Source organism: Chryseobacterium sp. 'Rf worker isolate 10', from assembly GCF_050753305.1.
Classification (GTDB): domain Bacteria; phylum Bacteroidota; class Bacteroidia; order Flavobacteriales; family Weeksellaceae; genus Chryseobacterium.
The window spans coordinates 1,700,006-1,723,004 of sequence record NZ_JBOZOF010000001.1; the positions used below are offsets into that span (position 1 = coordinate 1,700,006).

Sequence of the window (22,999 nt, forward strand, 5' to 3'; positions counted from 1 at the left end):
CTTTTATGATAAAACAGATCTATTTTATCAGATCCAATTCAAGAATATTATTTTGTCTTTTAATATTGGCCTTCGCTTTAGCTTCCTGATCTCTGCTGGCCTTTATCGGATCCAGTACTTTTCCTGAACTGTCTCTCATTTCAATAATAGTTCCTTGTGCCAGCATCTGTTTCTGGCTTTTCATCGGATCCAGACGGTAGTCGTTAAGCGCTTTTTTAAACTTTGCTTCATTGATTGTCACCAGAGGGTTATAACGTTCCTTATCTTTGGTACTTTTCCATTCATATCCAGCCGGAAGTTTCTGGCTTCCTTTTAATTCGAATGAATGAGAATGGGTATTATCTTCCACTTTTACAATCAGCCCAGGAAGTCCATAAAATTTATACGGTCCATCCTGAATGGGAAGATCTGTTGTGAACCACGCCGTCCATTTTCTTCCGGCGAAATCACAAACCGCTTTCTGTGCATTAAACTCACCTATTTTTTCTTTTTCCGGCAGAATTTTCCAGTTTTGTTTTCTGTTTTCCTGAACCTGATATTCGTCAGAACCTAGTGCAGTAAAGAAATTGGTAGAATAATCCGGGTACATTTTTTCAATATTGTAGCGTATTTTACCTTTAAATTTAAAATTTCCGAGATTAATATTCAGACTTTGGGTATCTTTTGCTACCATGGCCTGCATGGTGGAGTCTGACTGAAAGTAGTCTTTGCTGTAAAATTTGGATCCTTTAGGTACTACTTCAAGATACATGACTTCTGTTTCCTGTTTATCCCTGGCGGTAGAGTCTGTAATAAATTTATACTCGTAAATAAATCTTTGATTTTGGGCATTAGCCATCACAGCCATTATCAGACTGAATAGAATGATTACTTTTTTCATGGTTAGTTTGATATAGTTTTTAGTTTTTTTCTGCTATATTTTTTACAACCTTACAAGGGTTTCCTACTGCCACTACATTCTCCGGAATATCTTTCGTCACTACACTTCCTGCTCCAATCACGGAATTGTTTCCGATAGAAACTCCCGGAAGCACAACCACATTTCCTCCCAGCCACACATTATTGCCTACTTTGATTGGGTGTGCATATTCTAAACCTTCATTTCTCTGTTCTGCATCCAACGGATGTCCTGCTGTATAAAAACTGCAGTTCGGACCGATAAATACGTTGTCCCCAAACTCTACTTTGGCACAATCTAAAATAACAAGATTATGATTGGCATAGAAGTTCTCTCCTACTTTTATATTATAGCCGTAATCACACCAGAAATTGGGTTCTATGCAGATATTTTCTTTAACGTTTCCTATAATTTTTTGAGAAGTTTGTATCTGTTTTCTGCATCAGAGTTTTTCAATCCGTTATACTCCTGGCACAGATCTTTACATGCTATCCGTTCCTGAATTAATTCTTTATCATAATTGGCATTGTATAAAAGTCCGGCTGCACATTTTTCCTTTTCTGTCATGAGATATAACGTTGATTATTGTTGCTTATTGCTTATTGCTTATTGCTTATTGCTTATTGCTTATTGAAAGATAAGAAATCTGTTTTGATAAACTTAGTTGACATTTATCATTAACCTCTGTACCCAAGATTTGTATTATCTAAAAAAACAAAAACAGGATGACACTCTTGCCATCCCGCTGATATTAGAAAATATATAATTTTACTTGAACAAATCCGGTTCTATTTTATTATTATTTTTTAATCGGTCTTCTTTTGCCCTTTTTTCCATGTTTCTATACACTTCATTCATGTCAATGCTTTTACCATCCTGATTTTTCATTTGCACTACAGCTCCTGCCGGAAGTGTACTCATGGTCTGTTTCATATCTTTTGTAGGATCCAGCAGATAGTCTTTCCAGGCTTTTTTAAACTGCTTTTTGCTGATCTCTATTTCTTTACCTCCTAAACCTATGGTAGTAAGACCGGGTATCTGCACATCTTCCTGCGATGCAGCTTCTGTTTTCTTGTTACCAATCAGAGTCATAACATGAGAACCTGTTTTGTCCTCAATTTTAACAATCAGTCCTGGCAGTCCATAAAATTTATAAGGACCATCCTGAAATGGAATATCTGTTGTAAACCATGCAATCCAGCTTCGCCCTCCATAGTTGGTGGTTGCTTTCTGTGCATTATATTCTCCGATTTTCTGCTTTTCAGGAAGAATTTTCCATTCAGGTTTTTGATCTTCAGGCATTTTATAAGCGGTATTCCCAATATTTTCAGAGAATGAAACACTGTAATCCGGATATTTTTTTATAACTGTTGAGGATATTGTTCCTGGCTTTATATTTCTTTTGATATTAATACTACCTCCGAATCCTCCTTTCATCTGCTTGGCAATATCTGCTTTTGTTGCGGAATCTGATACAAATTTTTCTCTGCTGTAATATTTGGATCCGTTTTTATCAATATCCAGAAACATAACATCACTTTTCACGTCTGCTTTATTGGTAGAATCAGATATATATTTATAATCGTAAAAAAATCTGTTGACCTGCGCGTTGGCAAACACCCCTAAGAATGCTAATAAAATCAAATATTTTTTTTCCATAATTTATTTAAATATTAGTAAAAAGGCTTTGCCAATCTGAAATTAACAAAGCCTGATGGAACTTTATTTCTTTGTCTCGATTCTTACTTCTCCTTGCTTAGAATCTCCTGTCTTCTGAGTGTTGACATTCACTCTCGAGATATTCTTTGTATCTAATGAGTTCACATCATCCTGAGAAACTTCTCTTCCGTCAATATAATATTTATATTTTACGTCATCAGTACCGGATATTTTAAACTTCTTCACCCCATTCATTGCAATGTTTCCGTTGCCGTCTTTTTTGATAAAATCTGCATTCATTACAATAACTCCAGGTGAACCGCTGCTTACTTTAATAAAGGTACCGTCTCTGAAGCTTGCTGATCTTTTTTCGGCTTCTGCACGGGCTTTTTCAACTTCTCTTCGGATTTTGTCTCCATCAATCCTGATTCTTTCGCTCTCTACTCTTATTCTATCTCCTTCTGCTCTTGCTCTATCACCTTCCATTCGTGCTTTATCTCCCTCTACTCTGGCTTTGGTTGCTTCGGCCATTGCTTTTTTAGCTTCAGCCATTGCTTTACTTATTTCTTCTTTCTCTTTAGCGCTTAAATCTTTATAATTAACAATTTTGTTTGTTTTAAAATAGGTTATTTTCGGTTCTTTTGGCGCTTTAGGAGGTACAGGAACTTGCATTTTTCCTATTTTTTCAGCCGCTCTTTCCGCTTTTTTTGCTGCTCTTTCTATTTTACGGAGATCTTTTTTACTAAGAGGTTCCATATTTTCGAGCTCCTTCATCTGATTTTTCCATTCCGCAGAATTGAAATACTGATCAACTTCAACTTTTGAGGCTACCTCTCCTATCTCTGATGCCAGATTGCTTATTTCTTCTATTTTATCACTGAAGAGATCACTTTCAGGATCTAAACCTTCCAGCTCTTTTTCTTTTTCTTTTATTTTCTTTTCAAGACCTGCAATTTTTGTATGGTCTTCAGGCGATACGGTTTTCAGTTCTGCAATTTTTTCCTGACCAGATTTTTCAGGTCTTATCGTATCTTTCTTGATTTCTGAAACTACTTTTTTTATAGAAAGATTCGTTTCTTCAATTTCTCTGTTTTTAGCATTTACCAGATAAGCAAAAGCTATAGAGAATACAACCGGTAATGCAAAAATTCTTCGCGCATATCCGAATTTGGTTTTTGGTTTTTGTAACATCTTAAGTCTCTTTTTAAGGTTTGAACTTAGAAACGGACTGGTAACAGGCAACTGTGTTCCGGAAAAGTGGCTTGCTAAAAGCATCTGCGCAAATGCTTTGGTGTCCGATTGTTTTACGGCTTTTTTATCAGCCAGATATTCATGGATTAAATTAATTTCTCTTTTAATGAGATGAAAGAACGGATTGAACCAGAAAACAGAGGTAATAATCTCGATAAAGATCTTATCAAAAGAGTGTTTCTGCTCAATATGTACCATTTCATGCTTTAAAATCTGTTTTCCGATATCAGAATGCAGGGTGATTGTATTCTTCCAGAACAGGTTTTTAAAATAAGAAAATGGAGCTTCGGTAAGGTCTGTACGGTAAAAATTGATCCCGTCAAAACTTTCTTTCTGAAATTGGTTTTTAAACTGCTGGATTTTGAAAATCCCATACAGCAGCTTTCCTAAAAAATAGAAAGAAACCAGTCCCAGAGCTGAAAAAATAATGTTAAAATAAAGGTTACCATTGTCTATGTTTTTTTCTGTGTTAAAATTCTGAATTTTGTCAAGAAGCATATACATATCATTATTTACTTCTATCGTAAAATCGTCTACCCTGATGAGTGGCAATAAAAGTGATATTACGATTGCTGCCAGCAGATAAAATCTGTTATAATGATGGAATGTCTTGTCTTTTAAAGACAACTGATAGTACAAAAACGTTACACCCGAACATAAAATAGTTTTCCCAAAGTATAAAAGTATTGCTTCCATAGGTCTTAGTCTTTCTTTTTGAGTTCATCTAATAACATCTCAAGGTCTTCTACTGTCATCTCATTTTTTTCTACCAGAAATGAAACGGCGCTTTTGTAAGAACCCTTAAAATAGTTTTTCACAAGGCTCTTCATCGTTTTCCCGGAGTACTGTTCTTTTGAAACCAAAGGAAAATACTCATGCTGTCTTCCATGTACATCATAATCTACAAACTCTTTATCCTTCAATACTTTTAAAATGGTAGAAACCGTATTGGTATGCGGTTTAGGTTCCGGAAAAAGATCAAGCACATCCTTCAGGAAGCCTTTTTCTAATTTCCATAAATACTGCATTACCTGTTCTTCTGCTTTTGTTAGAGTCTGAATTTTCATATCCTGTTCATTTATTAATTATAGTGATATACAATCATTGTATTCTATATCACTAATAAATTAGTTATACAAATGTAGAAATAAAAATGAATCAAACAACTATTTTTTTAGTGATAAACAACTCAAAAACACAACTTGCTGAATATCAGTAATATAAAAATAGTTAAAATTTATTAAATTTTTAATGAATGGAATTATTGGGTGTTTATTTTACACTAAAAACGTCTAATTATTCTTGGTCTTTAATCAATCGGGAAAAATTCTTGTCAAGGTTATGAACCTTGACAAGGATCAAAGACTAAAAAAATAATATTGCAAAAGAATTTATTGCCGTAAATTTGATATTCTGATATTTCCGAAGAATGATTTTGGCAAGAAATTAACCTCTAAAAGTCAAAATTGCAGGAAGACTGATCAGTAATTCAACATATAAATTAATAGTAAAATCTTTTTTAAATGAAAAAAATACTTTTTATCGGAATGGTGCTTATAGGGATTATAGGACTTTCATCATTTATTAAATCAGATGATTCTACAGGTCCGAAACCTGCAAAATCAATTTATGATTTTAAGATTGAATCCATAGACGGTGGAAAAATTAATTTCTCCGATTACAAAGGGAAATACATTCTTATTGTAAATACGGCATCCAAGTGCGGATATACTCCTCAATACAAAGGATTGGAGCAGCTTTACAAAGATTATGGTGACAAACTGGTTGTTGTAGGTTTCCCATCTGATAATTTTGCAGACCAGGAGTTTCATGACAATGTGGAAATCAAATCTTTTTGCGAAAAGAATTATGGCGTAACCTTTCCTCTTACCACTGCTGTGGATGTAAAAGGTTCAAAAATCACTCCGGTATTTGATTATCTTACCCACAAATCTCAAAATGGGGTAATGGATGCAAAAATAAGCTGGAATTTCAACAAGTTTCTCATCAGCCCGGAAGGAAAATTACTGGAACATTTTGATTCTAAAGTAGTTCCTGAAAGTGAAAAAATCACCCATTATTTTAAATAAATAATCCTTAAAAAACACTACTATCACTATCATAGTAGTGTTTTTTTATTTATACGCCCTCATCCCTTACTATTAATCGCCAAAGCTGAGAATAACATTCCACAAGGAAAAGCAAATCAGACAGATAAATTGAATTTTATTAACATTTTTAAATTACAAAAATCACTTCAATAAAGACACTGAACGCATCATTTATACAACAATGAATACGATACATTATAAATTTGTTAAAATTTATTAAATAAATATTAAAATGTATTTGTTTTAACTGGAAAAATATATTTATTTTAGTGCTTTAAAAATTTCTCATGAAAAGATATAATTTATTGATTGTACTATTACTGCTTATTTTCAATGTTACTACAGCGCAAAAGAAGGGTTCTCCTGCTGCCGATCTTAGCATATTAAAAGATACAAAATCAAAAATCGAAGCTACCGTTCCATTGGTTATCCAACATCTTCAGACGATTGCAACTAAAGAAGGAGATAACAATATTTTCAACAACGGAAAAATAGCTGTAGGTAAACAATACGGCATTTTAGAATCTGAATGGTATTTATATAGAAACAATATGAAAAACTGTATCCTGAACAATTCTTCCAAAAAAGCTAAGAAATGTATGGAATATCATAACAATATGTTCAGAGGAACAATGATCAACTACAACAATTATATTACCAACCTTACAAGAAAAAATGGATATCTGGGTGTTGAAGGAGATACAAAATTCGAATTTAAACCAGCCGATATCGCTACAAAACTAAGTGAAGCTTATCTGAATGCAAATGAGGCTGCAGGAAGAATGAAAGCTGACCAGAAAAGAGACTTTTTAGGGCAGACAATGTCTGATGACAACAAACTTACTCCTTACGCTCAACTGGCACAATAATATCTAAATTCATATTTAAAAATAAAAAAGAGAACTGCAATTGCAGTTCTCTTTTTTATTTAAAAGCAAAAAATCTCCGCCGGAAAAAGCAGTTTTGTGGTACTAATCATAAAACCCTTGGGGAAAAAGTAGAAAATTAGGCAGAGATTTTTTTGCATACACTCTACAGATCAACTGTCCTACCCATGACCTGTAAGAGCTTTACAAAAATAGAACTATCCCCTTCTGCAGGCTGAAAATATATGTAGAATTAAACGTGCACAACTGTAGAACTAATACTACTAAAAAAGAAGCTGGAAGCATCCTGTTCCAGCCTCCAGCCTAAAAATCATCTGTCACTTTTCTGTCTATTTCCACCAGTGGTAGTAATTATGCAGCCCATCATATTCAAATCCACAGCGTGGATATAATACATTTCCAATATCATTCGTTTTTTCTGTTTCCAGCATCAGTCCGCATGCTCCTGTTTCTTCACACCATTGTTTACTACGGTCTATTAATGCTACAGAAAGTCCTTTTCCTCTGTAATCGGAATGAACAAACAGGTCACTTAGCAGCCATTGTTTTTGTAATTTAGTATAGTGAAAGAGCTTATAAAGTTGTACAAAGCCTACTGCTTTGCCATCAGCCACTGCAAGAAAAATATCCGATTCACTGTTTAAAAACCTTTCTTTGAGAAAAGCCTTTCCTTTTTCAATATCTGATTTCTGTCTGTAAAAAATACGGTAAAGGTTGAATAATTCTGCCGTTTCATTAAGATCCTCAAGGCTTGCTTTTTTAATACTGTAATTCATAGTTATGTATTTTAATTAACAGGGCAAAAGTAGCCTTAAACAGGACTGGTTTTATATTCCAGATTAGGATTATACAGGTAGTCCAATAGTTTTAATTCTTATCCTTATAAAATAAATACCGCATGTTTCGGATTTTATCATAATGAACATCTTCAGAATTTTGCAGTATTAAATCAAACCAATGAAAGAGATCATCCAAAAAATAGAAAATACAGATTGGCAGCACCTTACAGAAACAATGCATGAAAACGGATATGCTGTAATTCCTAACCTGTTATCGGATCATGAATGTGAAATATTGAAATCAGAATATGATCATTCTGCTCTTTACCGAAAAACGGTTGTGATGGCAAGGCATCGTTTTGGTCTGGGAGAATATAAATATTTTAATTATCCACTGCCCGAAATCATCCAGACCATAAGAACGGGTATATATCCACATCTGGCTCCTATAGCCAATTCATGGTTCAACGCTTTACATATTGATATTCAATTTCCATTGAATCATCAGGAGTTTTTACAGCAGTGTCATGTTAACGGGCAGCGAAAAGCAACTATTTTAATTTTGAAATATACAGAAGGGGGATTTAATACTTTGCATCAGGATTTGTATGGTGATGTGTACTTTCCTATCCAGATTGTATTAATGCTCAGTGAACCTGATCATGATTTTACAGGAGGAGAATTTGTTCTTACCCAGCAGATTCCAAGAGCACAGTCGAAGGCCATTGTTTTAAAACCTAAAAAAGGAGATGTCCTTATTTTTACCACTCAATTTAAACCTGAAAAAGGAACTAGAGGATATTACAGGGTGAATATGAAACATGGAGTGAGTGAGGTCAGAGAAGGCAGCCGATATGCTTTGGGTATAATTTTCCATGACGCAGTGAGCTAGCAGTATAATTTTAAACTTTCAATCATAATGATCCAGCATTCTCAAATATCAAGCGAAAATTTAAGAAGTAAAATTCACAACGGAGAAATTCATTTTGGAGGCAATAAAAAACTGAAGATCTATGGACTACTAACCTGTTCATCAGGGAAAAGAATGAAAAAGGAAAACAGGGTTTTCTTCACAGATGAAAAAGAAGCACTGGAAAATAAGTTCCGGCCCTGTGGGCATTGTATGAGAGAAGCTTATAAAAAATGGAAGGAATGTCTATATTAATTAAACGCAAAGGTTTAATAACTTAGATCAAATTTTTAAGGAAGCAAAGATGGAATCAACTTCATTGATTCTTTCTAAGCTAATGCATATCATACACCTTCATCATCTGCTTTCTTTCTTAATCCACGTTATAAAAATGTGTGTCTTAATATTATTCCAACCTGAGATTGCTTCACTTTGTTCGCAATGACGGCTCATAAATAAAAAGAGAGAAGCAATAGTATTGCTTCTCTTTCGTTTAGTAGCGGGAACCGGACTCGAACCGATGACCTTCGGGTTATGAGCCCGACGAGCTACCTACTGCTCCATCCCGCGGTGTATTTTTAGAGTGCTTACCGAAAGCACTTAACTTAGTAGCGGGAACCGGACTCGAACCGATGACCTTCGGGTTATGAGCCCGACGAGCTACCTACTGCTCCATCCCGCGGTGTATTTTTAGAGTGCTTACCGAAAGCACTTAACTTAGTAGCGGGAACCGGACTCGAACCGATGACCTTCGGGTTATGAGCCCGACGAGCTACCTACTGCTCCATCCCGCGGTGTATTTTTAGAGTGCTTACCGAAAGCACTTAACTTAGTAGCGGGAACCGGACTCGAACCGATGACCTTCGGGTTATGAGCCCGACGAGCTACCTACTGCTCCATCCCGCGGTGTATTTTTAGAGTGCTTACCGAAAGCACTTAACTTAGTAGCGGGAACCGGACTCGAACCGATGACCTTCGGGTTATGAGCCCGACGAGCTACCTACTGCTCCATCCCGCGATATTGGATTGCAAAGGTACGAATATTTTTTACAAATCCTAATTTTTCTTTTAAATAAAGGACTTTTATGAAAACTATTTTATTATTTGTATCTTTGTTTTATGGCAAAAATATTAAAAATTTATCCAGACAACCCACAGGAAAATCTTGTGAATGAGGTTATTAAAACCCTTAATAATGGCGGGCTGATTATCTATCCTTCAGATACGATTTATGCGTTAGGCTGTAATATTTTTGATATAAAAGCCATGGAAAAGCTGGCACAGCTCAAAAAAATGAAGCTTGAGAAGTCAAAATTCTCGATTATCTGTAATGATCTGAGTCATCTTTCCGACTTTACAAGACCTATTGAAACTTCAGTTTTCAGATTTCTGAAAAGTCACCTCCCAGGACCATTTACATTTATCCTAGATGCCAACAAAAGTTTACCATTAGCCTATAAAGGTCACAAAACAATTGGTATCCGTGTTCCTGACCACCCGATCCCACAACTTATTGTGGAAAAACTGGGACATCCTATCGCTTCCACTTCCATTAAGGATGATGATGAAATTATTGAATATTCTACCGATCCTGAACTTATTGCAGAAAAATATGATCATTTGGTAGATATTGTCATTGATTCCGGATATGGAGATAATGTGGCTTCCACTATTGTGGATCTTACTTCAGGAGAACCGGAGATTATCCGTCAGGGAAAAGGGATTATCTAGTTTAGAGGTTTAAAGTTTTTGATTTAAAGTTTGAGGTTTACTGTTGACTGATTAGATTATGGGGATTAATGGGAAATATTCTATAGGAATTTTACTCACTTTTATACTTTTAGCTCTTGTGATGCTTTATATTTTCCCTGTTACTACTATGATAACGGGAATAAGAGGTATTACAGCCAATAATTTTCTCCTTAGCAGATTTGCTATATGGGGAGTTTTTCTTATTGTATTTCTTTACAGTCTTTTTCTCGAAAAAGGATCTTTTTTATTAAAAAAAGAAACTCCATACTCTATTCTGTTTTATATAAAAGCAGTTATTAGTCTATATCTTATCTGTAGTATTGGCGGAGCATTTTTAAATGTAATGATTCATTTTTTGATCCAGGAAAAGATAAGTGACAAGCTTTTTGAGCTTACGCCTATTTTTAAAAACAATTATTTTTTACTTATTTTTACCTGCTTTACAGCCGGAGCTGTAGAAGAATTTTTGATGCGGGGCTACATACAACCCAGAATTGAAAAAATCTACAACAGTCCGTTTCTGGGAATTGCTGTTTCAGCGGTTCTGTTTGGAATTCTGCACAGTACATACGGCACCATTGGTCAGGTAGTCATTCCTTTCTTTATCGGAGTTGTTTTTGCTGTATTTTATAAACTTTATTCAAATATCAAAATTCTCATCATCTGTCATTTCATGATAGATTTCATCTCTCTGATGGCCATGAATTTTATGGATATTAAACACTTATCTTTATTTTAGCATTATGAAAATTATAACATCACCTGCCAAATTAATGAACGTAGAAAACTCAACGGATCTGTTGAAATCTTCTACTCCAAAATTCATTGAAGACGCAGCATTTATACAGTCTTATTTAAAAGAAAAATCACCAAAATATCTTTCAGAACTGATGGAAATATCGCCTAAACTGGCTGATGAAAACTGGGAAAGAAATCAAAAATGGAAATCCAAACCTACGGCAAAAGAATCGGCTCCGGCTATGTTTGCTTTTACAGGAGAGGTTTACAGAGGGCTGGATGCCAAAACACTGGATAAAAATGCAGTAGATTATCTGCAGAAAAATTACAGAATGCTTTCCGGGCTTTATGGTCTGTTGAAGCCATCTGATAAAGTAATGCTTTACAGATTGGAAATGGGACGCCCTTTTGCGTTTGAACAGTACAAAAATCTGTATGAATTCTGGAGAGAAAAAATCACAGAACAACTGAATTCTGAGATGAAAAAAGGAGAAATTCTTCTTCATCTTGCCAGCAATGAGTATGGAAAAGTAATCGACAGAAAAAAACTAAACCATAAAGTAATTGATTTCGATTTTTATGAACTAAAAGATGGAAAACTGAAAACCATCGTAGTGTACACCAAGCATGCAAGAGGTCTTGTGGTACGATTCTGTGCTGAGACCAATGCCAAAACACTGGAAGATGTAAAAGCATTCAACTATGAAGGTTACAGAATTGATGAAGAAAAATCTACAGATACAAAACTGGTTTTTACAAGATAAATGACAATTTCAGCATTTAAAAAATATTTCAAAGCAGAACTTTCCGACCTTTATACTGAGTCGGAAAGCCTGTTTTTATCATCACTTTTCATTCATCAGATCGTAGGTTTTGACCATTTCCAACAAAGAAGGTTTTCTGAACAGGAACTTCTGACTGATGATGAGGAAAAACTTTGTCAACTGGTTTCAGAACTTAAAACAGGAAGACCTTATCAGCAGATTCTTGGTGAAACTGAATTTTATGGAATGAAATTCTTTGTAGATGAAAATGTACTGATTCCCCGCCCTGAAACGGAAGAACTGTTGGAAATTGCTATTCGGGAAATTCAAAATTCAAAGTTTAATATCAAAAATATAAAGATTTTGGATATAGGAACCGGAAGCGGGGTGATTCCTTTGGTTTTAAAAAAGCATTTTCCGGAAGCTGAAGTTTCATCCATAGATTTCTCTGAGAAAGCGCTGGAAACTGCGAAAAGAAATGCAGATTACCATCAGTTGGAAATACAGTTCATTCATGCTGATTATCTTCATTTTGAGCCGATTGAAAATTATGACATCATTATTTCAAATCCACCGTATATTGGTATTGAAGAAGAGATTGAAATTGCCGATTCTGTGAAGGAATTTGAGCCTAAAATGGCACTTTTCTCCCCTACTGCTGATGCTTTGATCTTTTACAGAAAAATAGCAGATGATGCTAAAAAACATTTGAATAAGGATGGTCTTTTATTTCTAGAAATCAACCAGAAATTAGGTCATGAAACCCTGGAGTTGTACCAATATTTTTCTAACGCTCAATTATTGAAGGATTTATCTGAAAATGACAGGTTTATTTATGGAAGGAAATAAGTAATTTTGCTTCCATACACCTAACCTATGAAAACTTTGATATGGAATTTCCTTATTGGTATTTCACTGATTACACAACTGGTATCCTGCAAACAGCATCCTGAGGATGTTGTGAGTAAATATTACAATAAAGGAGAGTTCAATGGCTCTGTTCTGATCGTAAAAAATGGCCAGATTGTTTGTGATACAGTTTTGGGCTTCCGTAATATTGAAAAAAGGCTGAAAGCAGATAAAAATACTTCATTTTATATTGCATCCCTCAGTAAACCTTTCACTGCCACGGCGATTTTAATGTTAGAACAAAAAGGATTATTGAAACTTGATGACAAAGCCTCTCATTTCATTGCACTTCCTGATTACGCCCAGGATATCACTGTAAGGCAGCTTTTGCATCATACTTCGGGGATTAAGGATTACGAGAATTTGTTTTCGAAAAAAGGATTAACCAATCAGGAGATTATAGATTGGCTGTTTCATCTTAAAAACCTGGATTTCATTCCGGATAGCCAGTTTAAGTATAGCAACAGCGGATATATCATTCTGTCTCAGATTATTGAAAAGCTTTCCGGGAAAACCTATTCTGCTTTTATCAACGGACATATTATCAGTCCTTTAAAAATGAACAATACCTATGTGTATGAACCAGATACCGTTATTCAAAATAAAGCGTTTGGATATAATAAACAGAAGAAACCTGATGATTATTCAATCTTAACGACTGGCGACGGTGGAATCTATTCTACTCCTGAAGATTTGTATAAATTTGATCAGGCGTTATGGAATAATACTCTGATCAGTAAAGAAAATACAGCTCTCATGTATACTCCATTCAAATTATCTGACGGTCAGATTTCCAACTATGGATTTGCGTGGTTTTTGGAGGATAAACATGGTGAAAAAACAGCTATGCATACTGGTGGGCTTAATGGGTTCAAAGCTTTATTCTGGAGAGACCTTCAGCATAACAGCTGTATCATAGCCCTTACCAATCAGGGAGATGCATTTCCTTTAGACCATTTTTTACATGATATAAGAAAAACAATTCAATAACAAAATGACTATTCAATCTCACGAAATTAATTCTATAAAAATTGCGGAAGTTATTTCCAATGACATGATCATCCAATCTGTTCAGGACGGGCTGGATCTTATGGGAAATATTTATTATCAAGGGTTTGATAAAGTGATTCTTTACGAAAAAAATATTACTCCTGAATTCTTCGACCTGAAAACAAAAATTGCAGGAGAAATTCTCCAAAAGTTCTCCAACTACCGTATCGGTCTTGCTATTGTGGGTGACTTCAGTAAATATGAAAGTAAAAGTATGAAAGATTTCATTTTTGAAAGTAATAAAACTAAACATATTAATTTTGTAAGCACTCTGGAAGATGCGTTGAATAATTTTCCAAAATAGACTCTTTTTCAATTATTTATATTAAAAAAGGTGAATTTTTTCTTCATTTTCGAATATCAGCACCTCAATATCTTTTGCTTTTTAAGATTTCTTAATAGATTACAAAGATTTGCATATTAAAAACAATCACATTGATTTACAAATTATGTAAAAATTTAAACCAAAATATGTTAATTATTAAGCAAAGTTTAGAATTAATTCTATAAATACAAACGGTTGGATATTTCTTTGTATATTTGCAAAAAAACACGAGGGAATATGAATCTTACTTATTTAAGAGCTTATACGGCTACATAACTCATTTTACTTTTTCGACTATTTCAGATAAGACATAGAATGTCCTCTATGAGACATCATGCTATATCTGTTATTGGCTTGTAGGAATCCAAAGATCTCCTCATGGCATTCTATGAACACAATTCATTATTCAAATGAACGGTTTATGATACTTTATTCCTTTTATGGAATCGGCCTGGCTGAAAAAATGCCCTCAAAAAAAAACATAAAAAAACATACACAGATTAAAAATTATTAAGAACATCATGATTAAAAAATTATTTCTACCAATCGTTTTAGTAAGTTCATTTTCGTATGCACAAATTGGGGTTAATACACCCACACCAGATGCCAGCGCAGCTCTTGATATTTACAGTCAAAGTAAAGGAATGCTGATGCCAAGGCTTACTACAGCACAAAGAAATGCTATTGTCAATCCGGCTAACTCCCTTCTTATCTATGATACTGATAAGAAATGTTTAAGCCAGAATGTAGGTACACCTACCAGCCCTGATTGGCTATGTATCAGCAATAATGCAGTAAAAATGTTTTACATGCCTAGTGTTTCTTTTGATACTTCTACTACCGCAATTGGTAGGACTAAAGATTTATATACATTATATAAAACTCAATTCGGATCTCCAAGAGCAAAAAGTACAAGTGCTCCTGCATCCATTCCTTTTTTCCCCTCCAGCAAAGACCTTTACTATTATGTAACTGATGCTGATACTAACGTATTCAGTAATATTACTATTACTGATGATGGTGTAATGAAGTATGATGTAAAAGCAGCGGCTACAGACTGTTCTTTTATTAATATTGTTTTTGTTGTCAAATAATTGAGTTATGATAAAAAGTACCTCAATTGTACGATATAAAAGATTTTTGCTCACTTTTTCATTGTTCATTTTCTCCCAAACTATTCAGGCGCAGAATGAACAAGGAACCGGATATCCGTACTTTGTCAACTTTACGCAGGGGTTACAGCCTCAGGAAGCTTATAAAGTTGCTACAAGCGGTGTTCAGAATGATGCTACTTTCACTACAGACGGATTAAGACTAACCCGAAGTGTGAATAATATTTCAGGAGGGGTAATCCTTGCTGATAAAATATTCAAAAGTGATCAGGGAATCAAGTTCGAATTTGAATTTGCCATTTATGGAGGAAATACAAACGGAGGAGATGGTATCTCTATATTCTTAGTAGATGGATCTATCCCTAAAACCCAGCTTAATCTCGGATACTTTGGTGGAGGATTAGGATATAGTTTTGTACGTGGTGGTGAATCTACAGAAGGACTTAGAGGAGCCTATCTAGGGATCGGTCTTGATGAATACGGAAATTTTAAAACAAGTTTTAATCAAGGAGAAAGGGTTAGAAATGGAATTTTTGGTGTAGGATTAGCCGATGGAAGAAGCAATGTCTCTTTAAGGGCTAAACGCGGAAATCAATCTCTGTCGTCAGCTGAGCCTGCGGGATACAATGGTTACCCGTTGCTTTACAGCACAGCTACGAATGCCTCCCCTTCCAGCAACAACAGATCTGCTTATCTGGATACTGCAACCGGTAAATATGTAGGTATTAAAAACACAACTCTTCAGCAATTCAGCATTGAAAGTGGTGGAACAACCTTTCCTCTTAATGAAAATGATGCGAGATTCCGTAAAGCATATGTCACATTAGTGCCCAATCCTGCCGGTGGTTACAATATAACCCTGGAAATACAGCACGGAACTGTAAAAGAAAAAGTGATTGATAATTATTATTATCCGACTTCTCTGAAATATACCGAGACTACGATATCCAACAGTACGGTAAGAACTCTGGATACTTCAGCTCCTTCTACTTTCAGAATTGGGTTTGCTGCTTCTACAGGAGCCGCTAAAAACATCCATTTATTGAGAAACTTAGGAGTTACAAGACCTTATGCTGCGGAAGTAACAGATGATCTGTTTGCAGGATGCCCGGGGATAAAATCGACCTATTATCCTTTGCTTAATGATGCAGCTTATTCTTCAGCAAGCGGTCAAAATCCTCCAACACTTTCCTATAACAACCTTGATTTTAATTCATTCCGCTATTTGGATAATAACGGAGCTGTGATTCCGAATATCACTGGTGGAGTTTATACCAACAGCCAGGGAACGTGGACCTATTACCCCACTACCGGAGCGCTTTCTTTCAGGCCTGCAGTTGGATTCACAGGAGTTGCCCAGGTACAATATGATATTAAAGGAGGTGGAAGCAATGGTACTGAAGCACCTTACAATAGTGAAGAGTACAGATCATTGCCAGGATTGGTACAGGTTAATATTTCAAGTGCAAATAACTGCAGCAAAGCCTGCGTTGTTTCCAACAAAAATGTAACTCAGAAAATCATAAGATAAAGTAATAAAAACCAGCTTTTAAGAGCTGGTTTTTTTATGATTAACAAGGTTTTTAATAAAATACTGAACAGCATCTTCGATTGCTTTATCAACGGATTGATATTGAATACCCAACTCCTCTACTGATTTCCGGTTAGAATAATAATTACAGATCTGCAGAGCTTTCATATTGGAGGTACTGAGATTTGTTTTTATGTTTAATTGTCTCAGTCCGTCACCTATTAATCCGAGGAAACTCAAAACTCTGTTTGGAATGGCTATCATGATAGGATTTTGATCGGAAACCCGGTTTACTTTCTTAAAAAATTCTCTGTAGCTCAGGTTTTCATTAGCTAAGAGGTATTTTTCACCAGTTCTACCATTTTCGATAGCTTTTAATATCCCATTTGCGGCATCTTCCACATGTACGAAATTCTTTCCTCCTTTTGGATAAAAAACCAGCTTCTTTTTCCAGATCCAAAAGATGATTTTCCCGGAACTCGGTTTGCTGTCATGCGCTCCGATCATAAAAGTTGGATTAACGATGATAACGTCTGTATTTTTATGGTTTTTTAAAAGATAATCTTCAGCTGCCAGTTTACTTTGGGCATAGAATGAATGGGTAAAAGGATAAATTTGTGGTGCTTTTTCACTTCCCCAGAACGCCGTGTTTCCAAATCCCAGGGTATTTGCTGTACTCACAAACAAAAACTTTTTTACACCCATCAGTTCTGCATGAGTAAACAGATTCACTACAGTCTCATAATTTACTTTCCTGTATTCATCATAATTAATGAGATTTTGGCGTGTTTCAGCTGCAATATGGATGATACAGTCGATATGAGTAAGCTGTGCCGAGATATCGGATGAAAGATCCGCCTCCACCAGTTTCAGATTTTCGTTTTCTTCGCCCAGCCAGCTGCTTTTCTTGCGCACCAGAGCAGTAACAGAATAACCATTTTGTAATAATTTAATGATAACATTAGTTCCCAGAAGCCCTGTTGCTCCGGTTACACAAACTTTTTTCATGCTTCGATCTCTCTTTTTATAGCCTGGGTCATCAATGGAAGCTTTATCCATATAGGTAAAATTTTCATCACCAGCCAGCTGATTGGATTCACCATAATTACGGAATCTTTTTTAAACAATTGACGGATGCAGTATGAAGCTACTTTATCAGGATTTAAAAGCGTTAATCTCCCCATAAAACCTTGCTTTTCTATTCTTTCAGATACATCCTTATTGGTTTTCATCGCTCCAGGATTTACAACACTGACAAATACATTGGTATCTTTCAGTTCTTCATGAAGTCCTCTTGAAAATGAGTGGATAAAACTTTTAGAGGCAGGATATACCGTTTTAAAACCTATAGGAGAAAAGGCTGCCATGCTTGAGACATTCAGAATATAGGCTTTAGGCTGTTTTAAAAGGTTAGGAAGCAGCTGATGGGTAATCAGTGAAGTGGCCGCTACATTCACCTGCAAAATGGTATTGATATAATCCGAAGAGGCTTCTGTGAATTTTTTAGTTCCGCCCAATCCTGCATTATTGATCAAAATATGAATATCAAAAGAACGGTTGAGCCATTCAGTAAGCTTCATCACATTTTCATGAACCGAAAGATCTGTTTCATAATAATGAACTTTTACCTCATAGAGCTCTTCAAGCTCCTGAGAAAATTCTTTGAGATTCTGATCCGGAAGGCTTACAAGAATGACATTGATCTTTTTTCTGGCCAGATTTTCAGCGAATGATTTCCCAAGTCCCTGGCTTGCTCCCGTAACTACTGCATATGATTCTTTGGTATCCATAAGTTTACATTTTATGGTACAAAGCTATCTTGAAAAGCAGGCTTAAATGTTCCGGATTATCTGAACGAACTGATTTTTAAACAAAAGACAAATAAATAACAAATACCTTTAAATCAATTATTTAAAATTAAAAAAAGTAAAACTTTATAAATCGGAACTTATTTTTTGAACTCAGAAGGAGTCTGTCCGGTCACTTTTTTAAAGGTAGTATTAAAAGAAGTCTTAGAATTGAATCCCGATTCATAAGCAATTCCCAAAATGGATAATTTACTGTTGGGTTCTTTCAGAAGTTTTTTGGCATAATCTACTCTGAATTCATTCACATATTGAAAGAAATTCTTTCCAAAGCCTGTATTGATGACATAAGAAAGATGATGAGTAGAAACGGATAACATTTCAGCCAGCCTGATTAAATTAAGCTCACTGTCAAGATAAGGCTTTTGTACCTCCATGATGCCTTCCAGTGAGGTTTTAATCTTTACTAATTCTTCATCGGAAATCAGTTTTCTTTTTACTTCTTCCGGATCGGAATCTTCATCAATAGAGATTAGTTCCTGTCTTTGTTTTTCTTCTAAAGGGTAAATTTCCTTTTGTTTCAAAGAATAATATCCCACCCAGTAAATAACAGATAAAAAAACGGCATTGATAAAGAAATTCAATGATTTTGGATCATAAAACAAGTTATAGATCACATAGATAATATTCACCATAAGAAGTACCAGAATGATATACTCCAGCCAGTTCAGATTAATTCCTTCCGTATTGGAGGAAAACTGTTGAATCTTCCGCTGGTGCTTTCTGATCGTAATATAAGAAAGTCCGGTATAGAAAAGAGCCTGAATCAGGATCAGAATAACACTCAGATAGTCAAACGGTGCGGTATATCCCAGTTTGATCACTATAAGGCAAGAAAGAAAAGCTGCCGGAAGTATTAAAAATTTGAGATCAGTGATTTTAAAGGTAAAAGAAGGGTTGGTATAGAACAATACACTGAAGTAAAAAACAATGGGCGTAAAAAACTGAATGAACCTTACCCAAAACAGAGAATGAAACTCTATGGTGGAACCCGTAATAAGAAACAGAACTTCATCCAGCCAAAAAGTAGACCACAGAAACAGAAATATCCCGAACCAGAAATTGGCTTTATGATTTACTTGTAAAGGATTGGCCAGTTTCAGCAGAGAAAGCAAAACCAATGAACCATAGATAAGTATCACGATGAAACTGTTTAACTCTGATGTGTTCATTGGTTTTGATATTTTGATTAAAAATAGTCTTTTTATCCTATTCGTTTCCTTATAAAAATTTCATATCCTAAATAAATTAACGGAAGTGACATGATTCCTATATAAATTCCATTTTGCATGGCATGTTCCGGTGCATTTATCACAGCATATAATAATCCCAGAAAAGCTCCTCCTAAATGAGCAGCATGTCCGATATTATCATGTGCTCTGGGATTCAGCATCATATATACAGAATACCCGAAATAGACTAACCCAAAAATATATCCGGGAATACCAATCGGAATAAATAAAAGATATATTTTGAGATCAGGAATCAGTGCTATGGAAGCAAAAAGAATTCCTGAAACACCACCACTCGCTCCTACCGCTGAGTACCAGGGCTGCTTTTGATAAATGTATAATGAAAGAAAGTTTCCCAGTAATATCGCACCCAGATATACAATGATAAATCCTATATTTCCAAACCCCTGAATAACAATAGGTGCAAAGAAATATAATGTAAGCATATTGAATACAAGATGCATAATATCAGCATGTAAAAATCCTGATGAAAGCAACCGTATATATTCTTTTTTTTGGAGAATAGCACCTACACTGAATTTATATTTTTCTGTAATAGCTGGATTATTAAAAGCGATGAAGCTTATAATAGCTGTAATTGCAATAAATAATATTAAAATGTTCATTTCTTGTTAATTTTCAGATTCATCACCTTGAAACAGGTCTCCGATGATACCTCCGTCTTCATCCGTATCTCCTGTAGGTTCAGGATCTTCGTACACTTCAGGCTCTTCTTCTACCGGTTCAGGAATGGTAATATTGATTGCTTTTACTTTGAACTTCGTGAACTGGTTACCAATTGCTTTTATTCCTTTTACTGCAATAAATTCATCAATGTTTATTGTCTCGGCTTCACGTTCTTTTCCTTTATCTTTTGCAAAAATAATTTCTGCAGTTACATCATTGGCAACGATTACATTTTCAATGAATGATTTCGGGTGTTCAGAAGGCATGAAAGTCTGTACATTCACCGTATTTTCCAATAAGAATCTCTTGATAAAGTAAATGTCTTTTTCTCCATCATAATAGATACAGGTAATCGGCTGTGCAGGTCTCCATTTTTCCAAGACCAGATATTCATCATCAAAACGGTTGCCAAGGTCAAAAGAAACCAGTTTTACTTCACCATTGGTATTGATTGTCAGAATTTTGTCATCTCCTTTGAAACTTCCGAGTAATGTTCCTCTTACATCTGCATTCAGTCTCCTTACAGTATCATCAAACCAGATTTTTCTAGGTGCCAGAGTAGAAACTCCTTCTTCCTTCATATCTACTTTCTTTACCGAATATTTTGTCACCAGGTTTCCTTTGGAATCACGCCCTTTGATGGCGAGATCGGAGAAATTGATCTCCATTTTGTTCTTTCTGATTCTTGGATTTGGCTTTAACAATACCGTTACTGTTTCTGCTTCCCCATTAGGATTTGCTGAAAAATAAAGCGTTTCTGAGCCTTTTTTATCTGAAGCCAGCGGATAATCTGTATTTCTGGTAACTCCGGTTACAGAGAATCGTTTCATGTAATATGGTCCTTCTCTGCCTTCACGATAGATCATATTGTATACTGTTCTCTTATCGTTTTTCTTCCAGATGGCAACATGCAGAATATCTTTTCCAACGAATGTTTTAGCTTCTACTTTTACCACTTTCATACTTCCGTCTTTTCTGAAAATAATGATATCATCAATATCAGAACAATCGAACAGATATTGGTCTTTCCTCAGAGATGTTCCGATAAAACCTTCTTCAAAATTGGCATAGAATTTTTCGTTGGCTACCGCTACTTTTGTAGCATCAATGGTATCAAAGATTCTAAGTTCTGTTTTTCTCTGCTTGTCTTTACCGTATTTTTTCTGAATATTCAAATAATAGTCAATAGCATACGCAATCAGGTTGGCAAGATGGTATTTTACCTGTTCTATTTTACCTTCAAGTGATGCAATATTTTCTTTAAATTTATCTAAATCGAATCTTGAAATTCTCTTGATTCTGATCTCGGTCAGTTTTAGAATATCCTCTTCAGTTACAGCTCTTAAAAGATGTTTTGTATGAGGTTTTAACCCGGCATCAATGGTTTTTATTACATCTTCCCACGTTTTTACCTCTTCGATATCATGATAGATCCTGTTCTCGATGAAAATTCTTTCCAGTGAAGAGAAATGCCAGCTTTCCTGAAGCTCATGAAGTTCAATTTCAAGTTCTTTCTTCAGTAATGAAACGGTATGATCCGTATTCATTTTCAGAATATCAGAAACATTCATAAACATAGGCTTATCTCCTACGATGACACAGGCATTAGGAGAAATGGTCACCTGACAGTCTGTGAATGCATACAGGGCATCTATCGTCTTATCAGGAGAAACATCATTATGAATATGGATAAGGATTTCTACTTTATCGGAAGTATTATCCTCAATTTTTTTGATTTTGATTTTCCCTTTCTCATTGGCTTTTAGGATAGAATCAATAAGATCGGTTGTATTTTTAGAATAAGGAAGTTCGGAAATCACCAATGTATGTTTATCCGTCTGGGTAATTCTTGCTCTTGCTCTTACTTTTCCTCCTCTGTGACCGTCATTATATTCAGAAACATCCAAAAATCCGGCTGTTAAAAAGTCCGGATACAATTCAAATTTTTTGCCTTTTAAATAGGCTACGGATGCATTGATAAGCTCATTGAAATTATGCGGAAGTATTTTTGTAGAAAGCCCTACCCCAATACCTTCTACTCCTTGTGCCAAAAGCAAAGGAAATTTTACCGGTAAATCAACAGGCTCATTATTTCTTCCATCATAAGACTTGGTCCATTCTGTGGTTTTAGGATTAAATACGACTTCCAGTGCAAAAGGAGTCAGCCTTGCTTCAATATATCTTGCTGCCGCAGCAGAATCTCCTGTATAGATATTCCCCCAGTTTCCCTGAGTATCTATCAACAACTCTTTCTGCCCGATCTGCACCATGGCATCTGTAATAGAAGCATCTCCGTGGGGGTGGTATTTCATGGTATTTCCCACGATATTGGCCACTTTATTGTAACGGCCATCTTCCAGCTCCCGCATAGAATGCATAATTCTTCGCTGAACGGGTTTCAAACCGTCATACACCGAAGGGATAGCTCTATCCAAAATTACATAGGAAGCATAATCCAGAAACCAGTCTTTGTATAGACCGGAAACTTTCTTTAAGCTTTCACCCTCATGCGAATGTTCTTCTGTCGTCATTTATTTTT

General features: G+C 35.3%; 24 protein-coding genes and 5 tRNA genes. 12 read left to right on the forward strand and 17 right to left on the reverse strand.

The window, feature by feature from the left end; all coding sequences use genetic code 11:
- Positions 1-19: 19 nt before the first annotated feature.
- The 6 genes from LKL37_RS07610 to LKL37_RS07635 form a co-directional block, all read right to left on the reverse strand.
- Positions 20-880 (reverse strand): GLPGLI family protein, encoded by an 861-nt coding sequence (locus LKL37_RS07610; RefSeq protein ID WP_431609957.1) that lies wholly within the window; start codon positions 878-880, stop codon positions 20-22.
- A gap of 19 nt (positions 881-899) precedes the next feature.
- On the reverse strand, positions 900-1,121 hold the full coding sequence (locus LKL37_RS07615) for a DapH/DapD/GlmU-related protein (protein ID WP_431609958.1): 222 nt from the start codon (positions 1,119-1,121) through the stop codon (positions 900-902).
- Positions 1,122-1,303: 182 nt separating this feature from the next.
- Positions 1,304-1,465 (reverse strand): maltose acetyltransferase domain-containing protein, encoded by a 162-nt coding sequence (locus LKL37_RS07620; protein WP_431609959.1) that lies wholly within the window; start codon positions 1,463-1,465, stop codon positions 1,304-1,306.
- Positions 1,466-1,666: 201 nt separating this feature from the next.
- Positions 1,667-2,557 carry a GLPGLI family protein gene (locus LKL37_RS07625; protein ID WP_431609960.1) on the reverse strand — a complete coding sequence of 297 codons (891 nt, stop codon included), beginning with the start codon at positions 2,555-2,557 and terminating at the stop codon, positions 1,667-1,669.
- Positions 2,558-2,620: 63 nt separating this feature from the next.
- Positions 2,621-4,504, reverse strand: a complete 1,884-nt coding sequence (locus LKL37_RS07630; protein ID WP_431609961.1) for a M56 family metallopeptidase — start codon at positions 4,502-4,504, stop codon at positions 2,621-2,623.
- Between the two features lie 5 nt (positions 4,505-4,509).
- Positions 4,510-4,875: a BlaI/MecI/CopY family transcriptional regulator gene (locus LKL37_RS07635; RefSeq protein ID WP_414845632.1), complete on the reverse strand. Its 366-nt coding sequence runs from the start codon at positions 4,873-4,875 to the stop codon at positions 4,510-4,512.
- A gap of 456 nt (positions 4,876-5,331) precedes the next feature.
- Here LKL37_RS07635 and LKL37_RS07640 point away from each other — a divergent pair, with 456 nt between their 5' ends.
- The gene (locus tag LKL37_RS07640) at positions 5,332-5,898 is read left to right on the forward strand and encodes a glutathione peroxidase (RefSeq protein ID WP_431609962.1); all 567 of its coding nucleotides are present in this window, start codon (positions 5,332-5,334) and stop codon (positions 5,896-5,898) included.
- A 308-nt stretch (positions 5,899-6,206) separates the two neighbouring features.
- Complete coding sequence (locus tag LKL37_RS07645) at positions 6,207-6,788, forward strand: hypothetical protein (RefSeq protein WP_431609963.1); 582 nt, start codon at positions 6,207-6,209, stop codon at positions 6,786-6,788.
- A gap of 347 nt (positions 6,789-7,135) precedes the next feature.
- On the opposite strand, the gene LKL37_RS07650 is transcribed toward LKL37_RS07645, so the two are convergent.
- Positions 7,136-7,582 carry a GNAT family N-acetyltransferase gene (locus tag LKL37_RS07650; protein ID WP_431609964.1) on the reverse strand — a complete coding sequence of 149 codons (447 nt, stop codon included), beginning with the start codon at positions 7,580-7,582 and terminating at the stop codon, positions 7,136-7,138.
- A gap of 181 nt (positions 7,583-7,763) precedes the next feature.
- On the opposite strand from LKL37_RS07650, the gene LKL37_RS07655 reads away from it, so the two are divergent.
- Complete coding sequence (locus LKL37_RS07655; protein WP_431609965.1) at positions 7,764-8,477, forward strand: 2OG-Fe(II) oxygenase; 714 nt, start codon at positions 7,764-7,766, stop codon at positions 8,475-8,477.
- A 27-nt stretch (positions 8,478-8,504) separates the two neighbouring features.
- Positions 8,505-8,750 carry an Ada metal-binding domain-containing protein gene (locus LKL37_RS07660; RefSeq protein ID WP_431609966.1) on the forward strand — a complete coding sequence of 82 codons (246 nt, stop codon included), beginning with the start codon at positions 8,505-8,507 and terminating at the stop codon, positions 8,748-8,750.
- 242 nt (positions 8,751-8,992) lie between these two features.
- Here LKL37_RS07660 and LKL37_RS07665 read toward each other — a convergent pair.
- The 5 genes from LKL37_RS07665 to LKL37_RS07685 all read right to left on the reverse strand — a co-directional run bounded on the left by LKL37_RS07665 (position 8,993) and on the right by LKL37_RS07685 (position 9,513).
- Positions 8,993-9,065: transfer RNA gene (locus LKL37_RS07665), tRNA-Met, on the reverse strand.
- Positions 9,066-9,104: 39 nt separating this feature from the next.
- Positions 9,105-9,177: transfer RNA gene (locus tag LKL37_RS07670), tRNA-Met, on the reverse strand.
- A gap of 39 nt (positions 9,178-9,216) precedes the next feature.
- A tRNA-Met gene (locus LKL37_RS07675) sits at positions 9,217-9,289 on the reverse strand.
- A gap of 39 nt (positions 9,290-9,328) precedes the next feature.
- Positions 9,329-9,401: transfer RNA gene (locus tag LKL37_RS07680), tRNA-Met, on the reverse strand.
- A gap of 39 nt (positions 9,402-9,440) precedes the next feature.
- Positions 9,441-9,513: transfer RNA gene (locus tag LKL37_RS07685), tRNA-Met, on the reverse strand.
- 101 nt (positions 9,514-9,614) lie between these two features.
- Between LKL37_RS07685 and LKL37_RS07690 the strand changes: the two genes are divergently transcribed.
- The 8 genes from LKL37_RS07690 (at position 9,615) to LKL37_RS07725 (ending at position 16,676) form a co-directional block, all read left to right on the forward strand.
- Entirely contained in the window at positions 9,615-10,226 is a 612-nt protein-coding gene (locus LKL37_RS07690) for an L-threonylcarbamoyladenylate synthase (protein WP_105703630.1), read from the forward strand.
- Between the two features lie 58 nt (positions 10,227-10,284).
- A complete protein-coding gene (locus LKL37_RS07695) occupies positions 10,285-10,986 on the forward strand; it encodes a CPBP family intramembrane glutamic endopeptidase (RefSeq protein WP_431609967.1) in 702 nt (233 codons plus the stop codon).
- Positions 10,987-10,990: 4 nt separating this feature from the next.
- The gene (gene yaaA / locus LKL37_RS07700; protein ID WP_431609968.1) at positions 10,991-11,749 is read left to right on the forward strand and encodes a peroxide stress protein YaaA; all 759 of its coding nucleotides are present in this window, start codon (positions 10,991-10,993) and stop codon (positions 11,747-11,749) included.
- Complete coding sequence (gene prmC, locus LKL37_RS07705; protein ID WP_431609969.1) at positions 11,750-12,598, forward strand: peptide chain release factor N(5)-glutamine methyltransferase; 849 nt, start codon at positions 11,750-11,752, stop codon at positions 12,596-12,598.
- 27 nt (positions 12,599-12,625) lie between these two features.
- The gene (locus tag LKL37_RS07710; protein WP_431609970.1) at positions 12,626-13,648 is read left to right on the forward strand and encodes a serine hydrolase domain-containing protein; all 1,023 of its coding nucleotides are present in this window, start codon (positions 12,626-12,628) and stop codon (positions 13,646-13,648) included.
- A gap of 4 nt (positions 13,649-13,652) precedes the next feature.
- Positions 13,653-14,012, forward strand: a complete 360-nt coding sequence (locus LKL37_RS07715) for a DUF4180 domain-containing protein (protein ID WP_431609971.1) — start codon at positions 13,653-13,655, stop codon at positions 14,010-14,012.
- Positions 14,013-14,554: 542 nt separating this feature from the next.
- A complete protein-coding gene (locus tag LKL37_RS07720; protein ID WP_431609972.1) occupies positions 14,555-15,127 on the forward strand; it encodes a hypothetical protein in 573 nt (190 codons plus the stop codon).
- Between the two features lie 7 nt (positions 15,128-15,134).
- Positions 15,135-16,676, forward strand: coding sequence for a lectin-like domain-containing protein (locus tag LKL37_RS07725; protein WP_431609973.1), 1,542 nt, complete (start codon positions 15,135-15,137; stop codon positions 16,674-16,676).
- An 18-nt stretch (positions 16,677-16,694) separates the two neighbouring features.
- Here the strand turns inward: LKL37_RS07725 and LKL37_RS07730 are convergent, their stop codons facing one another.
- From LKL37_RS07730 to LKL37_RS07750, 5 genes are all read right to left on the reverse strand, one after another.
- Positions 16,695-17,735 (reverse strand): NAD-dependent epimerase/dehydratase family protein, encoded by a 1,041-nt coding sequence (locus LKL37_RS07730; RefSeq protein WP_431609974.1) that lies wholly within the window; start codon positions 17,733-17,735, stop codon positions 16,695-16,697.
- Complete coding sequence (locus tag LKL37_RS07735; protein ID WP_431609975.1) at positions 17,681-18,466, reverse strand: SDR family NAD(P)-dependent oxidoreductase; 786 nt, start codon at positions 18,464-18,466, stop codon at positions 17,681-17,683. Before LKL37_RS07735 ends, LKL37_RS07730 begins: the two co-directional genes overlap by 55 nt.
- 158 nt (positions 18,467-18,624) lie before the next feature.
- Complete coding sequence (locus LKL37_RS07740) at positions 18,625-19,713, reverse strand: helix-turn-helix domain-containing protein (RefSeq protein ID WP_431609976.1); 1,089 nt, start codon at positions 19,711-19,713, stop codon at positions 18,625-18,627.
- 32 nt (positions 19,714-19,745) lie between these two features.
- Entirely contained in the window at positions 19,746-20,399 is a 654-nt protein-coding gene (locus LKL37_RS07745) for a rhomboid family intramembrane serine protease (protein ID WP_431609977.1), read from the reverse strand.
- Between the two features lie 6 nt (positions 20,400-20,405).
- Positions 20,406-22,991, reverse strand: a complete 2,586-nt coding sequence (locus LKL37_RS07750; protein WP_431609978.1) for a DNA gyrase/topoisomerase IV subunit A — start codon at positions 22,989-22,991, stop codon at positions 20,406-20,408.
- Positions 22,992-22,999 lie beyond the last annotated feature (8 nt).